This is a genomic window from Tardiphaga sp. 862_B3_N4_1, from assembly GCF_051811085.1.
Taxonomy (GTDB): Bacteria; Pseudomonadota; Alphaproteobacteria; order Rhizobiales; family Xanthobacteraceae; genus Tardiphaga; species Tardiphaga robiniae.
The window spans coordinates 2,067,807-2,081,314 of sequence record NZ_JBPWQB010000001.1; the positions used below are offsets into that span (position 1 = coordinate 2,067,807).

At 61.1% G+C, this 13,508-nt stretch carries 16 protein-coding genes; 9 read left to right on the forward strand and 7 right to left on the reverse strand.

Features of this window, described 5'->3' with window-relative positions:
- Window positions 1-5 precede the first annotated feature (5 nt).
- Window positions 6-977 (reverse strand): ATP-binding protein, encoded by a 972-nt coding sequence (locus AB8B02_RS09650; protein WP_439063808.1) that lies wholly within the window; start codon window positions 975-977, stop codon window positions 6-8.
- Between the two features lie 192 nt (window positions 978-1,169).
- Here AB8B02_RS09650 and yajC point away from each other — a divergent pair, with 192 nt between their 5' ends.
- The 5 genes from yajC to AB8B02_RS09675 are packed head-to-tail and all read left to right on the forward strand — an operon-like array spanning window position 1,170 to window position 5,444.
- Window positions 1,170-1,541 (forward strand): preprotein translocase subunit YajC, encoded by a 372-nt coding sequence (yajC, locus tag AB8B02_RS09655; protein WP_093758697.1) that lies wholly within the window; start codon window positions 1,170-1,172, stop codon window positions 1,539-1,541.
- Between the two features lie 44 nt (window positions 1,542-1,585).
- Window positions 1,586-3,184, forward strand: a complete 1,599-nt coding sequence (secD, locus tag AB8B02_RS09660; RefSeq protein WP_093758696.1) for a protein translocase subunit SecD — start codon at window positions 1,586-1,588, stop codon at window positions 3,182-3,184.
- Window positions 3,185-3,215: 31 nt separating this feature from the next.
- Complete coding sequence (gene secF / locus AB8B02_RS09665; RefSeq protein WP_170849718.1) at window positions 3,216-4,217, forward strand: protein translocase subunit SecF; 1,002 nt, start codon at window positions 3,216-3,218, stop codon at window positions 4,215-4,217.
- Window position 4,218: 1 nt separating this feature from the next.
- Window positions 4,219-4,602, forward strand: a complete 384-nt coding sequence (locus AB8B02_RS09670; protein WP_089264470.1) for an Mth938-like domain-containing protein — start codon at window positions 4,219-4,221, stop codon at window positions 4,600-4,602.
- A complete protein-coding gene (locus tag AB8B02_RS09675) occupies window positions 4,599-5,444 on the forward strand; it encodes a phytoene/squalene synthase family protein (RefSeq protein ID WP_439063809.1) in 846 nt (281 codons plus the stop codon). Before AB8B02_RS09670 ends, AB8B02_RS09675 begins: the two co-directional genes overlap by 4 nt.
- Here the strand turns inward: AB8B02_RS09675 and AB8B02_RS09680 are convergent.
- From AB8B02_RS09680 to AB8B02_RS09690, 3 genes are all read right to left on the reverse strand, one after another.
- Complete coding sequence (locus tag AB8B02_RS09680) at window positions 5,436-6,539, reverse strand: serine/threonine protein kinase (protein ID WP_439063810.1); 1,104 nt, start codon at window positions 6,537-6,539, stop codon at window positions 5,436-5,438. The two genes, AB8B02_RS09675 and AB8B02_RS09680, sit on opposite strands and share 9 nt — an antisense overlap.
- Before the next feature lie 30 nt (window positions 6,540-6,569).
- On the reverse strand, window positions 6,570-8,003 hold the full coding sequence (gene trmFO, locus AB8B02_RS09685) for a methylenetetrahydrofolate--tRNA-(uracil(54)-C(5))-methyltransferase (FADH(2)-oxidizing) TrmFO (RefSeq protein ID WP_439063811.1): 1,434 nt from the start codon (window positions 8,001-8,003) through the stop codon (window positions 6,570-6,572).
- A 200-nt stretch (window positions 8,004-8,203) separates the two neighbouring features.
- Window positions 8,204-8,356 carry a DUF1127 domain-containing protein gene (locus AB8B02_RS09690; RefSeq protein WP_081421766.1) on the reverse strand — a complete coding sequence of 51 codons (153 nt, stop codon included), beginning with the start codon at window positions 8,354-8,356 and terminating at the stop codon, window positions 8,204-8,206.
- 775 nt (window positions 8,357-9,131) lie between these two features.
- Between AB8B02_RS09690 and AB8B02_RS09695 the strand changes: the two genes are divergently transcribed.
- Window positions 9,132-9,362: a hypothetical protein gene (locus tag AB8B02_RS09695; protein WP_320444061.1), complete on the forward strand. Its 231-nt coding sequence runs from the start codon at window positions 9,132-9,134 to the stop codon at window positions 9,360-9,362.
- A 61-nt stretch (window positions 9,363-9,423) separates the two neighbouring features.
- On the opposite strand, the gene AB8B02_RS09700 is transcribed toward AB8B02_RS09695, so the two are convergent.
- Window positions 9,424-10,236: a lytic murein transglycosylase gene (locus AB8B02_RS09700; RefSeq protein ID WP_175367032.1), complete on the reverse strand. Its 813-nt coding sequence runs from the start codon at window positions 10,234-10,236 to the stop codon at window positions 9,424-9,426.
- 543 nt (window positions 10,237-10,779) lie between these two features.
- Here AB8B02_RS09700 and AB8B02_RS09705 point away from each other — a divergent pair.
- Both AB8B02_RS09705 and AB8B02_RS09710 read left to right on the forward strand, forming a co-directional pair.
- Window positions 10,780-11,154 carry a DUF3597 domain-containing protein gene (locus AB8B02_RS09705; RefSeq protein ID WP_089264465.1) on the forward strand — a complete coding sequence of 125 codons (375 nt, stop codon included), beginning with the start codon at window positions 10,780-10,782 and terminating at the stop codon, window positions 11,152-11,154.
- A 116-nt stretch (window positions 11,155-11,270) separates the two neighbouring features.
- Window positions 11,271-12,062 (forward strand): fumarylacetoacetate hydrolase family protein, encoded by a 792-nt coding sequence (locus tag AB8B02_RS09710; RefSeq protein WP_093758690.1) that lies wholly within the window; start codon window positions 11,271-11,273, stop codon window positions 12,060-12,062.
- Between the two features lie 138 nt (window positions 12,063-12,200).
- Here the strand turns inward: AB8B02_RS09710 and AB8B02_RS09715 are convergent, their stop codons facing one another.
- Complete coding sequence (locus AB8B02_RS09715) at window positions 12,201-12,473, reverse strand: GNAT family N-acetyltransferase (RefSeq protein WP_309943946.1); 273 nt, start codon at window positions 12,471-12,473, stop codon at window positions 12,201-12,203.
- Window positions 12,470-12,754 (reverse strand): GNAT family N-acetyltransferase, encoded by a 285-nt coding sequence (locus AB8B02_RS09720; protein WP_120289883.1) that lies wholly within the window; start codon window positions 12,752-12,754, stop codon window positions 12,470-12,472. The genes AB8B02_RS09715 and AB8B02_RS09720 overlap by 4 nt, the downstream gene beginning before the upstream one ends.
- 283 nt (window positions 12,755-13,037) lie before the next feature.
- Between AB8B02_RS09720 and AB8B02_RS09725 the strand changes: the two genes are divergently transcribed.
- The gene (locus AB8B02_RS09725; RefSeq protein ID WP_439063812.1) at window positions 13,038-13,442 is read left to right on the forward strand and encodes an SPW repeat domain-containing protein; all 405 of its coding nucleotides are present in this window, start codon (window positions 13,038-13,040) and stop codon (window positions 13,440-13,442) included.
- The last annotated feature ends 66 nt before the right edge of the window (window positions 13,443-13,508 follow it).

The following is a 13,508-nucleotide window of genomic DNA, read 5'->3' on the forward strand; positions in this document are numbered from 1 at the left end:
TGCCTTTACTTTGTGGCCAGCTTCACGCCGAGACGGCCGGCGAGCTCCTGCACGAACTGCCAAGCCACGCGACCTGAGCGCGAGCCACGGGTGGTCGACCATTCCAATGCGTCTCGCTCCAGCTCGGCGGCGTCGGTCTTGATGCTGTAATGGCTGCAATAGCCGCGCACCATGTCGAGATATTCGTCCTGGCTGCATTTGTGGAAGCCGAGCCAGAGGCCGAAACGATCTGACAGCGACACCTTTTCCTCGACGGCTTCGCCGGGATTGATCGCGGTCGAGCGTTCGTTCTCGATCATCTCGCGCGCCAGAAGATGGCGGCGGTTCGAGGTCGCATAGAGGATGACGTTGTCCGGCCGGCCTTCGATGCCGCCTTCCAATACGGCTTTCAGCGATTTGTAGGACGCATCGTTGCCGTCGAAAGAAAGGTCGTCGCAGAACACGATGAAATAGAAATCCGAGGCACGGATCTGTTCCATCAGCGCCGGCAGGCTCTCGATGTCCTCGCGATGGATCTCGACCAGCTTGAGGCGGCCGGCGACGGACTTGCTGGCATTGACCGAGGCATGCGCGGCCTTGACCAGCGACGACTTGCCCATGCCGCGCGCGCCCCACAGCAGCGCATTATTGGCCGGCAGGCCGTTGGCGAAACGCCGGGTGTTCTCGATCAGGGTGTCGACCTGCTGATTGATGCCCTGCAGCAAGCCAATATCGACCCGGCTGACTTTGGGGACTGGAGCCAGGCGGCCGTCGGGATGCCATATGAAGGCCTCGGCGCTGGCCAGAGAATCGGCATTGGAGCGCTTCGGCGCCGTGGCAGCCATACCTGCGGCGATGGCTTCGAGGGCGAGCGCGATCCGCTCCTCCATCGGGGGGGCGGCGGCTGGTCGCGGACGTTTTGCCGCGGTCTTCGTCGTGCGGGTCGCGGGAGCCTTTTTGGCAGGGTGGCGGCTTGTTTTATTGGGCTTTTTTGACATTTTTGACTTTCCTCGGCGCGCACCCATATCGAGCCCGGAACACATCCGCAAGCGGTACAAATCGCAGACAAATCAGAGGGTTTACCGGCGTTGCAATTGGGACGCCGGCCGCTATAGTCCGCGCGAATTTACCCAAACCGGCCGAACGCCGACGCGTCGCCGGTTATTCCCCAGCGTTCACGAGGACTTCCGATGTTCATTACCCCTGCGTTTGCCCAGGCTGCAGCCGGCGGCGACACCAACAGCATGCTGATGTCGCTGCTGCCTTTCGCTCTGATCTTCGTGATCATGTATTTCCTGATCCTGCGTCCGCAGCAGAAGAAGGTGAAGGACCACGCCGAGATGGTGAAGAACATCCGCCGCGGCGACACCATCGTCACCTCGGGCGGTCTCGTCGGCAAGGTCACCAAGGTGGTCGATGACGAGCAGGTCGAGTTCGAACTCGCTGAAGGCGTTCGCGTACGTCAGCTCCGCACGATGATCTCGGGCGTGCGCACCAAAGGTGAGCCCGCCAAGGAGAAGGCGGACAAGGCTGATGCCAAGGACGACGCGGCCGCGAGCTGATGCGTTTGCGCGTCGCCATTTCAAGAATCTGACGGATCATCTCGATGTTGTATTTCACGCGGTGGAAGGCGCTGGCGGTCATTCTGACGGCGCTCGTGGTCTGCCTGTGCGCGGTTCCGAATTTCTTCCCCGAAGCCACCGTGAAAACCTGGCCGAAATGGGCGCAGCGCCATCTGGTGCTGGGCCTCGACTTGCAGGGCGGCTCGCACATCCTGCTCGAAGTCGATGCCAATTCGGTCAAGAAGGACAAGCTCGATCAGGTGCGCGACGACGTCCGCCGCACACTGCGTGATGCCAAGATCGTCTATACCGGCCTTGGCGTTCGCGGCGACAATGTCGAAGTCCGTATCACCAAGGACACCGAGTATCAGACCGCGCTCACCAAGCTGCGTGAACTGTCACAGCCGCTCGGCGGCTTGATGGGGCAGAGCGGCCAGCGCAGCCTGGAAGTCTCGGACGCAGGCAACGGCCTGATCCGTCTTTCGGTGCCGCCGGCAGCTATCAATGATCGCATCCGCCAGTCGGTCGAGCAGTCGATCCAGATCGTCGAGCGCCGCGTCAACGAACTCGGCACCGTCGAACCGCTGATCCAGCGTCAGGGCCTCGATCGCATCCTGGTGCAGGTGCCGGGTCTGCAGGACCCGACCCGCCTCAAGGAACTGCTGGGCAAGACCGCGAAGCTCGACTTCCGCATGGTCGACACCTCGCTCCCGGCCGAGCAGGCACAAGGCAGGGTGCCGCCGGACTCCGAACTCCTGATGAGCTCGCAGTCTCCGAAGACGCCGTATCTCGTGAAGAAGGAAGTGCTGGTCTCGGGCGCTGACCTGACCGATGCGCAGCCGGGCTTCGATCAGCGCACCAACGAGCCGATCGTCTCGTTCCGTTTCAACACGTCTGGCGCGCGCAAGTTTGCCGATGCCACGGTGAAGAACGTCAATCTGCCCTTCGCCATTGTGCTCGATAACGAAGTGGTCTCCGCCCCGGTCATTCGCGAGCCGATCACCGGCGGCTCCGGTCAGATCTCCGGCAGCTTCACGGTGCAGGGCGCCAATGATCTCGCGATCCTGCTGCGTGCCGGCGCGCTGCCTGCGCCGCTCAGCATCATCGAGGAGCGTACCGTTGGCCCCGGCCTCGGCGCCGACTCGATCGCCAAGGGCGAGCTTGCGGCCTATGTCGGGTCGATCCTCGTTATCGTCTTCATGCTGCTGACCTACCGCCTGTTCGGCCTGTTCGCCAATATCGCGGTGACCATCAACGTTCTGATGATTTTCGGTATCCTGTCGCTGCTCAACGCCACGCTGACGCTGCCCGGCATCGCTGGCATCGTGCTGACGGTCGGCATCGCCGTGGACTCGAACGTGCTGATCTATGAGCGCATCCGCGAGGAGTTGCGCGCCGGCCGCACCGCCATTTCGGCGATCGATGCCGGCTTCAAGCGCGCGCTGGCGACCATTCTGGATTCCAACATCACGACCTTCATCGCCGCTGCGGTGCTGTTTTACATCGGCACCGGACCGGTCCGCGGCTTCGCCGTGACCTTTGGCATTGGCATCATCACAACGGTTTTCACGGCCTTCACCGTGACCCGTCTGATCGTCGCCGGCTGGGTCAGGTGGAAGCGGCCGACCAGCGTGCCGATTTGAGTTTACGGAGCAGATTTTGACAACGACACAAATGGTTCTGGCAGGTCTGGGCGCGCTGATCGTCATTCTGTCGATCGTGGCGATCTTCGATCTGTTGCCGTCGCTCCGCATCGTCCCCGACGATACGAAGTTCGATTTCACGCGTTTCCGCCGCATCTCGTTCCCGATCTCGGCGCTGCTGTCGATCCTCGCCATCGTGCTGTTCTTCACGCACGGACTGAATTTCGGCATCGACTTCAAGGGTGGCACGCTGCTCGAAGTCCAGGCCAAATCCGGTACGGCCGATATCAGCGCGATGCGCTCGACGCTCGCCGCCCTGCAACTCGGTGACGTGCAGCTGCAGCAGTTCGGCGGCGCGGCCGACGTGCTGATCCGTCTGGCCGAACAGCCGGGTGGCGATGCCGCGCAGCAGGCCGCCGTTCAGAAGGTTCGTGCAGCCCTCGGTGACAGCGTCGAATATCGCCGCGTCGAAGTGGTGGGTCCGCGCGTCTCCGGCGAATTGCTGGCTTACGGCATGCTCGGCCTGATCGTCGCGATCATGGGCATCCTGATCTATCTCTGGTTCCGCTTCGAATGGCAGTTCGCCTTGGGCGCCATGATCGCCAACGTCCACGATATCGTGCTGACGATCGGCTTCATGTCGATCACGCAGGTCGACTTCGATCTCACCAGTATTGCGGCGCTGCTGACCATTCTCGGTTATTCGCTGAATGACACCGTGGTCATCTACGATCGTATTCGCGAGATTCTGCGTCGCTACAAGAAGATGCCGATGCCGGAGCTGCTGAACGAGTCGATCAATTCGACGCTGTCGCGTTCGATCATCACCCACGTCACCGTGACGCTGGCGCTGCTGGCGCTCTACGCGTTTGGCGGCCAGGCGATCCACTCCTTCACCGCCGTCATGATCTTCGGCGTCGTGCTGGTCGGCACCTACACCTCGATCTTCATCGCGGCGCCGCTGCTGATCTATCTCGGCGTCGGCGAACACCGCGAAGACGCCGACAAGCCAGCCGCGAAGCCGAAGCCCTGAGATGCCGGTCGATCCCGAAGCGCCGCACCTTCCGCGCTCGGCCGCCATCGAAGCTTACGGCAAGGGCGGCTTCCACTTCGACACCATGTCGCATCAGGGCTCGCTGCTGTGCCTGCCCGATGCGGTGTGGGCATGGTCGGTCACCAAGGCCAGTGACATTGACCGCCATTCGCTGCGGCGCGTGTTCGAAGGCGCGGCAGGCATCGACACACTGATCATCGGCACCGGCAACGAGGTCTGGATCGTCCCGAACGATCTTCGCAACGCCTTGCGCAATCTTCACGTGGTGATCGACGCGATGCAAACCGGCCCGGCGATCCGCACCTATAATGTCATGTTGGGCGAGCGCCGCCGCGTTGCCGCTGCGCTGATCGCGGTGCCATGAGTGGTGCTGATCAGAGCTCCGCGGCTTTCTGCGCGGAGTTGGTGCGCAGCCATGACTTTGACCGCTACGCGGCGACCTTGTTCGTGCCTGCCGACAAGCGCCGTTCGCTGCTGGCGCTCTATGCGTTCAATACGGAAATTACCCGCGTCCGCGAGCTCGTGAAACAGCCATTGCCTGGCGAGATCCGGTTGCAATGGTGGACCGATATGCTGGCCGGCGCAGGTCATGGCGATGTCGAACAGAACCCCGTTGCTGCCGAATTACTGCTAGCGATCCGCGCGCACGATCTTTCCATCGACAGGCTGTCCAAGCTGATCGATGTGCACATCTTCGATCTCTACAACGACCCGATGCCGGATCTCGCGCTTCTCGAGAGCCACTTTCGCGATACGCTCGGGACTTTGCTGTTCTCATCGGCCAAGATCCTTGGCGACGGGTCTGAGGCCAGCGCTCATGTCGCCGAGCATGCCGGGCTGGCGCAAGGCGTCGCGTGGATCATTACGCGTCTGCCCTATGACACGATGCGGCGGCAGTTGTTCGTTCCCCAGGACATGCTCCTGCAGAACGGCAGCAGCGCCGATCAGATGTTTGCCGGCAAGATGACGCCCGGTATCCGCGAAACGCTGGATCGGCTGATATCAGGTGCGCGGGAGCAACTCGCGACAGCGCAGGGAATGCTTGCGGATGTAGTACCGGCGGCGCGCGCGGCGTTCCTGCCCATGGCGCTGGTGAAGCACGATCTGGCGCAAATGGTCCGAGCGGATCACGATCCGTTCGAGCTCCATGTCAGATCGCGGCTGCGGACCCTGTGGACGCTGTGGCGCGCGTCGCGCTCAGTGTGACGTCAGCTTCTGGTCTGTCGTCTCGAAGTTGAAACGGTCGCGCAGGTTCTTCCGCGACTCCAGAATGCCCTTCAGGAATGCGCGGTCGGCGTCGCTGGTCATCAATGGCTCCAGCAGATCGACCTGGTTCATGGCGACGAGCTGCAGCACTTCGGTGCGAATGCGGCCTGAGGCGTCGCGGGGCAGCGCCGCGACGACCTGCAGATGCTCCGGCGGCTTCGCGCCCTTTGTGGCAGCCAGTTCACCCTGCAGCTTCGTTTCCAGCGCGATGTCATCGGCTTCCACGAATGCATAGAGGCCGACGCCGGTGCGCCGGTCGGCAAAGGCGACGATCGATGCGTCGCGCACCGCCGGGTTCTGCTTGATGATCTCGAGCAGAGGGGGTGCGTCGTTGACCAGGCGCTTGCCGCCGCCTTCGCGGTCGGTGAAGTTGAAGATGCCGCGGGTGATGGCGCGATAGACCTTCTTGCCGGTCATCAGCCAGATCCGTGCCGGCAGCGACTTCTTCGCCAGAATCGCCTTTTCCTTCGGCGTCAGAAGCTCCGGCGCGTAAGTCCGCTTGTGCTTCAGGAGATGACGTAGGTCTTCATAGGCCGCGATGCGAAACAACTGGCTGCGGGACTTGAAGCAGACCGCAAGCTGGAAGTCGGTAACATAAGCTAGCCCGTCGCTGCCGCGTAGCCAGTTCTGCTCCTTGGCAAGGTCATTGTGGCACACGCCCATACGATGCAGCTTGCGCAGCGCCAGCTTCGCGGATTTGAAATATCGCGCATCGTGATGCGGCTTGGCGAGATGCAGTGCGACGCCGTCGATGAAGCCGCGCACCAGCGCGCGGTCGCCGGCCCAGAGCAATTCAGGCCCGACGCGCAGATCGCGCGCCAGCGTCAGTGCACGGCGCTCCCGCGTGAACAGATGCAGCGCCAGCAGATATGACCACCACGGCACCTGGTCGAGCCGGCGCAGCACCGCATCGACTTCGCCCGATGACGTGCGATAGCGGCCGCGCTCGACGGTCGAGAACACGTCGCGTTTCAGCAACACGCCTTCGGTCCAGGTCTTGGACAGCGCAGCGGCGTCCTGTGGCGGCAAACTCATCGAACAATCCTGAAATTCAAATCGCCGGCGTCATGCCGCGGCTGCAACGGGCAGGCTGGCGGCAATCCAGTCATCCATGTCGGCCAGCGCCCGCACGCTCATCGCCTGCTTCTTGGCAACGGTCTTCTCATTGCCGCGCAGCCGCGAGCCGTCGGGCTTCTTGGTCGGCGCTTGGGCCAGCGGCGGGAACAGGCCGAAATTGATGTTCATCGGTTGGAAAGAGCGGGGTCCTGCATCGATGGTTTCGATATGGCCACCGGTGATATGGCCGAGCAACGAGCCCAGCGCCGTCGTCACGGGCGGCGGAGCCAGCGACTGGTGCTTGGCATCGGCCGCTGCATAGAGACCGGCGATCAAGCCGACGCTGGCGGACTCCACATAACCTTCGCAGCCGGTCATCTGGCCGGCGAAACGCAGCCGCGGCTGTGCCTTCAGGCGAAGTTGGTCGTCGAGCAGCTTCGGCGAATTCAGGAAGGTGTTGCGATGTAGGCCGCCAAGCCGTGCGAATTCCGCGTTCTGCAGGCCGGGGATCATGCGCAGCGCTTGCTGCTGCGGGCCGTATTTCAGCTTCGTCTGGAAACCGACGATATTGTAGAGCGTGCCGAGCTTGTTGTCCTGGCGCAGCTGCACGATGGCGTAGGGCTTCTCCAGCGGATCCCTGGGATTGGTGAGGCCGACCGGCTTCATCGGGCCGTGACGCAGCGTTTCGCGGCCGCGCTCGGCCATCACTTCGATGGGCAGGCAGCCGTCGAAATAGGGCGTGTTGGTTTCCCATTCCTTGAAGTCGGTCTTTTCGCCCGCCAGCAGCGCATCGATGAAGGCATCATATTGCTCATGGGTCATCGGGCAGTTGATGTAGTCGGCGCCGGTGCCGCCGGGTCCCACCTTGTCGTAGCGCGACTGGAACCAGGCGATCTCCATGTCGATGGAGTCTTTGTGCACGATGGGTGCGATGGCATCGAAGAAGGCCAGCGCGTTCTCGTCGGTCAGCCCACGAATGCCGTCCGCGAGCGCTGCGGAGGTCAGCGGCCCTGTCGCGACGATGACATTGCGCCAGTCGGAAGGCGGCAGGCCGGCGACTTCGGCGCGGTCGATGGTGATGAGCGGGTGGTCGTTCAGCGCCTTGGTCACGGCATCGGAGAAGCCGTCGCGATCCACTGCCAGTGCGCCACCGGCGGGCACCTGGTTGGCATCGGCGCAGCGCATGATCAGCGAGCCCAGCTTGCGCATCTCGGCGTGCAGCAGGCCGACAGCGTTGTTGAGCGCGTCGTCAGAACGGAAGGAATTGGAGCAGACCAGCTCGGCGAGGCCATCGGTGCGATGGGCGTCGGTCATCTGGTGCGGCCGCATCTCGTGCAAGATCACGGGGATGCCGGCATTGGCGACCTGCCAAGCGGCTTCCGAGCCGGCGAGGCCCGCGCCGATCACATGGACGCAGTCGTCTGGGTTTGGGGCTGTTGTCATGGCCCCGCATGTAGCGCGTTTCGGCGCGAAGTGGAATTCGCTTCGCGGAAATTCGGCCGGTTAGCCAAAGCTTTGAAGACGCTTTGGCTCGAAGGCGTCTGGCTCCGAAGACGGTGTCTTCAGGGAACCACGATTGCGCCCGCGCGAGGCGGGCGCAATCCGTGAAACGTCAGGCAGGACAGATAGAACGTCCTGACGGATCAGCCGTTATAGGCGCCAGAAGCAACGCGCGGAATGTCCGAACGGTCGAGACCGATGTCGGAAAGCTCGCGATCGCTGAGCTGGGAGAGTTCGGCAACGTTGCGCTGATAGTCGCGGAACGCCTGGATCATGCGGATGAATGAAAGCAGCATTTGAGTTCTCCTTCGTTAAGCGATTCATCTCTTGCGAGGTGCTTCGCTGTTGAAGTGAATATAGGTGACAATATCGCAGTGCAGCAGTCGAGATGTTGCGATGCAGCTAGTCAAGGACTGCATAGCTCGCGCAAGGAATGATTAACCTCTCGGCGCTCGGAGGCGATTTTGCGGGCACAGTGCGTATTGAGGCACCTTTAGAGATGATCGTAGCTGTTAATTAGTCAGTTAAATCATGCGTTTGGAGGTATTCCAAAGCTCAGCCGGATGCCAGAGGCTGAACCGGCGCGATGAAGCCTTTCTGACCTCAATCAGCCAGCGCACTCGGCGGTTCCTCGTAAGTTCCTGCCTGGCGTCGCTATGCGTGATTCGCATACGAGTGTTAAGAATGAACATAAAGTCATCCTTACGCGAGGCTTGCGGGGCGACTTTTCTCTAAACTGCATGCGTGAAGGCAAATACATATGCAACTCGAGGTCCTGCGCGAAACGCGGTTGCTGCTGGCCTCCGGAAGCACATCAAAAGGCCGATGCTGCGACGTCAGTGAAATCGCGCGAATTACATTTGTGTAAGTTTGTTGCTCGTGATGTCTGAAGCGCCAAAAAGTTGAGTGTTCTTGGTGGCGATCACAACCGGCTCACATTCAATTCACTGCGGCTGTTATTTCCTGGATCGCAGCGGGAAGTATCAATTCCTTCTACAGAATCCGGCAATGGCGTCGGTTCTGTTGCGAAGGACAAATAAGATGATCACAAGATTACTGGGAGCGGCCGCCATGGCTGCTGTTGTGTTCGCTACGGTGCCGGCTTCGGCTGCACGTATGGAAGGCTGCAGCGGCAGCAACCTGCTGAAAACCGAAACCGCGGTCGAAGCGATGCCGGACGGCGATGCGAAGTGGGTTGCGTTCAAGGAAATGACGGACGCGCAGACCGCGTTGCTCGACAACAAGATGGGCGTGTGTGCGGTCCATCTGACCAGGGCAATGCATGTTGGCATGACGAAGTAAGAGATCACGGGAGGGGCCGCTTGCTGAGGAGCGGACGGCCCTTCCATCATCCCATGCGAGCTTATGGTTCTTTGGCGAGCTGACTGGCGAAAGTGGCGATGGTCTTCGAATAGACCTCGCTCTTGTTCCACTGCTGAATGACCGCGAAGTTCGCAGTCCCCGGCGCAAAATCCTGATCGCGCTTCCAGCCATAGCTGGCGAGGTAGTTTGCCGTTGAGGCCAGCACGTCGGGCGCGCTGCGCAACAGGTCGCGATGGCCATTGCCGTCGAAGTCGACAGCGAATTTCAGGTAGGACGATGGCATGAATTGCGTCTGGCCGATTTCGCCGGCCCAGGCGCCATGCATCTCGGCAGGCGCGAGGTCACCGCGGTCGACGATGCGCAGGGCATCGAGCAATTCACCGCGAAACATCTCGGCGCGTCGACAATCATATGCGAGCGACGCGATGGCGCGGATGGTCGGGAATTTGCCGACGTTCACGCCATAGTCGGTCTCCAGTCCCCAGATCGCCACCAGCACCGGACCGGGCACCCCATATTGCTGTTCGATGCGTCCGAGCACCGAGCCGTAACGCTTCAGCATGTCGCTGCCGCGACGCAGCCTTGGCGGCACCATGCGCCCGGAAAATTCCTCGAAGCTTTGTTTGAAGACCTGCTGGCCGCGATCGCGCGACAGCACGCTGTTGTCGAGGGTGACGCCGGTCAATGCTGCATCGACGGTCTTCTGCGAAATGCCCTTGCCGACCGCTTCCGTCTTGAAGGCGGCGAGCCAACCATCGAAACTGCCTGTGCCGCAGGAAGGCGCAGCAACGGCCGGCGCTAGCGGCGAGATCAGGACTGTACCAAGCAGAAACGTACAAAGCAGGGCGCGCATGGTCTCAAGGCTCTCATTCGATCGTGAAATAATGTCGCGACGATATTGCGCGATGAGCCTTCCGGTGAACCACGGCCAAAACAAGGCTTGCGCAGTGATATCAGAGCAGCATGACGGCCTCTCGCGCAATTCTGCGAGAGGCCGTCATTGGGCGAGATCAGACTATCGGGTCCACATTACTCGTCGCTGCGCCATTGAAGACGATGAGCTGCCAGCCTTGCGGCGTGGTCAGCACCTGACGCCGTGGCTCACGCTTCGGTGAAAATGTCGTCCGACATTCACAGCGCTGCAATGCAGCGGCCGGGCTTTCGCCTCAATTCAGTCGGACCTTGCTACCGACGTCAAACGGTCTGTCGACGACTTTGCCAACTGGCTTGGACGGTTGGTTTGGGCAGTTGGCTTGGAACGACTCTTCCCCGCAGTCTATCGCGTCGCATTGGCAAGCGAACGGTGGGCGGATACAAGTATGAACCGGCTGGTGCTGCCGGAACCAAACACGGCACGAATTCTTCAATCTGTCACGAAAGCTATTGGGAGCGACATATGAGCATTTTCGGAAAGATCATGGGCGCGATTTTCGGCACCAGCGCCAGTGCAGCATCGCCTGATGCCGCGCCGGCCGCCGGCGGTTCGGCTCCCGCAGGCGCCGCGCCGATGGACAGTGTTGACGTTGCTGCGATCCTCGACAAGGCCGTGGCGGCCAAGGGCGAAAAGCTGGAATGGAAGACCTCGATCGTCGACCTGATGAAGGCGCTCGACATCGACTCCAGCCTGTCGGCTCGCAAGGATCTCGCCAAGGAGCTCGGTTACACCGGCGACACCAGCGATTCCGCCAGCATGAACATCTGGCTGCACAAGCAGATGATGACCAAGCTCGCTGCCAATGGCGGCAAGCTGCCGGCCGACATCAAGCACTAAGCTTTCCGTTTGTGACGGAGTTGAAGGCCCGCGCTCGCGCGGGCCTTTTTGCTGTGGTATACCAGCACGCATAAATACAAGACCAGAAAACAACAAAACATACGAGGAGAAACGCCATGGACCCCATCAACCGCAGAACGATTCTGACCACCGGTGCCGTTGCCCTGGCTGGCAGCGCATTGGCGGGCGAGGCCGCGCAGGCGCAGGCCGGTCCCAAGGGCATATTCTCGGTCGCGACGGTGACGATCCCCATCGTCGGCGAGACCGACGTGTTTCCGGTGCGCCGCATCTATTGCATCGGCCGCAACTACGCGGCGCATTCCCGCGAGATGGGATCGGACCCAACGCGCGAGCCGCCGTTCTTCTTCCAGAAGCCGACCGACGCGATCCAGAACGTCAAGATCGGCGAGGTCGCCGATCACCCGTATCCGTCGCTCACCAAGAACTATCACTACGAGGTCGAACTCGTCGCCGCGCTGAAATCCGGCGGCACCAATATCCCCGTGGATAAGGCGCTCGACCATGTCTACGGCTATGCTGTCGGACTCGACATGACACGCCGCGATCTACAGCGCGCCATGGGCGACGAGAAGAAGCCATGGGAGATCGGCAAGAGTTTTGACCACGCCGCAGTCATCGGCCCGATCCATCCGGCCAGCAAGACCGGCCACATGACCAAGGGTCCGATCTCGCTCGCCGTGAATGGCACCGTGAAGCAGACCTCCGACCTCGACAAGATGATCTGGAGCGTCGCCGAGCAGATATCGAAACTCTCGGACGCCTTCGAGCTGAAGGCCGGCGACATCATTTATTCCGGCACACCGGAAAATGTCGGCCCTGTCGTGAAAGGCGACGTGCTGCTTTGCAAGATCCAGGGCTTGCCGGACATGTCGATCAAGGTCGTTTGAGTTCGCAATCCATTCGTCATTCCGGGATGTGCGCAAGTCGGCGACGCCGACTAAGCACAGACCCGGAATCCCGATGTAAGGAAGACTCAAAACACTTCGAGATTCCGGGGGCGCGCCCCCGGAAAGACGTGTGTGTAGCTAGCCGACCAGGTCCGCATAGTCCGCATGCTGGCGCAGATAATCCACCACGAACGAACAACCCGCCACGACCTTTAGCCCATCCGCACGGATCAATCCGAGCGCGCCCTTGACCAGTTCTGACGCGATGCCGCGGCCGCGCAGGGCAGGCGGCGTTTCGGTGTGCGTGATGATGACGCGATCGCCAGCACGGCGATAATTCGCAAAGGCGACGGAGTCGCCGACATCCAGCTCGAAGCGATTGAGCGCCTTGTTGTCGCGAACGCCGGTCATGCCGCGTCTTTCAGCAAATCCTGATAGTCCGCATGTTTCGCGATATATGCCGCGATGAAGGGGCACTGCGCCACGACCTTCAATCCCTGTGCGCGGACGGCATCGAGCGCGCCGCGGGCAAGCTGTGAGCCGATACCTCTGCCGCCCAATTCCTGCGGCACGACAGTGTGGACGAAGGTGATGGTATCGGACGTCCGGGTATATTCGGAAAAAGCGATATGGCCGTCGACGGCAAGTTCGAAACGGTGAAGCGAAGTATTGTTATAGACCGCGTTGCTCATTCTCATTCCATTCACAGGTGTCCGGGAGAAGGTAGCAGTCATTTCTAAACGGGTGCAATGCAGCCGCCGCATGCTTCATCTGATAGGGAAATCCATGTCGTCGCGCAGGGCTCTTTGCCGTTCTGCGCGCTGTGAAAAATGGCTTTGGCGTGGCCTTGCAAAGGCAAAGCGGGTTCCTACGTCAATTGTAGACATACGCCCCGAAGCGGCCGGATCGGTCGTTTGACAGTTGGAGTGTCATGCCAACGGCCGCTGACGTATGCCTCTTTTGGAGGAGGTCACGATGTCAGACTCTCGGTTTCTCGGTACGCATCGCACGTGGGAAGACTGGTTTGGCATGGCGCTTGGCGTTCTGATTGCGCTCTCGCCCTGGTTTCCTACGCAGAACGGTCATCAATATACCGGGGGGACCCCCAGCGCCATAATCATTAACACGGTGGCGGTTGGCGTCCTGGTATTTGGCCTTGCGCAGCTTGAGTATGTCGCGCTGCAACGCTGGGAGGAGGTGGCCGCGATCATTCTCGGTCTGTGGCTGATCGCCTCGCCACTTTTCCTCGGTTATTCGGGTGATGGCATGCTCAGATTCATCCATACCTGCCTCGGCGGTCTCGTGGTGCTGCTGGCAGCACTGCAGTTGTGGCAGGACTGGGATTTGAGTGATGGGGAAATGGCCCAGCACGGGCAGTGACAACAAGCGATCAGGCCCGCCGGTCTTGTCGTGAGGCCGGCGGGTTTCGTCTGTCTTTGGCCGGCC

Coding starts and splice junctions, on each gene's coding strand:
- AB8B02_RS09650 (WP_439063808.1), bottom strand. CDS start 977: ATGTCAAAAAAGCCCAATAAAACAAGCCGCCACCCTGCCAAAAAGGCT.
- yajC (WP_093758697.1), top strand. CDS start 1,170: ATGTTCATTACCCCTGCGTTTGCCCAGGCTGCAGCCGGCGGCGACACC.
- secD (WP_093758696.1), top strand. CDS start 1,586: ATGTTGTATTTCACGCGGTGGAAGGCGCTGGCGGTCATTCTGACGGCG.
- secF (WP_170849718.1), top strand. CDS start 3,216: ATGGTTCTGGCAGGTCTGGGCGCGCTGATCGTCATTCTGTCGATCGTG.
- AB8B02_RS09670 (WP_089264470.1), top strand. CDS start 4,219: ATGCCGGTCGATCCCGAAGCGCCGCACCTTCCGCGCTCGGCCGCCATC.
- AB8B02_RS09675 (WP_439063809.1), top strand. CDS start 4,599: ATGAGTGGTGCTGATCAGAGCTCCGCGGCTTTCTGCGCGGAGTTGGTG.
- AB8B02_RS09680 (WP_439063810.1), bottom strand. CDS start 6,539: ATGAGTTTGCCGCCACAGGACGCCGCTGCGCTGTCCAAGACCTGGACC.
- trmFO (WP_439063811.1), bottom strand. CDS start 8,003: ATGACAACAGCCCCAAACCCAGACGACTGCGTCCATGTGATCGGCGCG.
- AB8B02_RS09690 (WP_081421766.1), bottom strand. CDS start 8,356: ATGCTGCTTTCATTCATCCGCATGATCCAGGCGTTCCGCGACTATCAG.
- AB8B02_RS09695 (WP_320444061.1), top strand. CDS start 9,132: ATGGCTGCTGTTGTGTTCGCTACGGTGCCGGCTTCGGCTGCACGTATG.
- AB8B02_RS09700 (WP_175367032.1), bottom strand. CDS start 10,236: ATGCGCGCCCTGCTTTGTACGTTTCTGCTTGGTACAGTCCTGATCTCG.
- AB8B02_RS09705 (WP_089264465.1), top strand. CDS start 10,780: ATGAGCATTTTCGGAAAGATCATGGGCGCGATTTTCGGCACCAGCGCC.
- AB8B02_RS09710 (WP_093758690.1), top strand. CDS start 11,271: ATGGACCCCATCAACCGCAGAACGATTCTGACCACCGGTGCCGTTGCC.
- AB8B02_RS09715 (WP_309943946.1), bottom strand. CDS start 12,473: ATGACCGGCGTTCGCGACAACAAGGCGCTCAATCGCTTCGAGCTGGAT.
- AB8B02_RS09720 (WP_120289883.1), bottom strand. CDS start 12,754: ATGAGCAACGCGGTCTATAACAATACTTCGCTTCACCGTTTCGAACTT.
- AB8B02_RS09725 (WP_439063812.1), top strand. CDS start 13,038: ATGTCAGACTCTCGGTTTCTCGGTACGCATCGCACGTGGGAAGACTGG.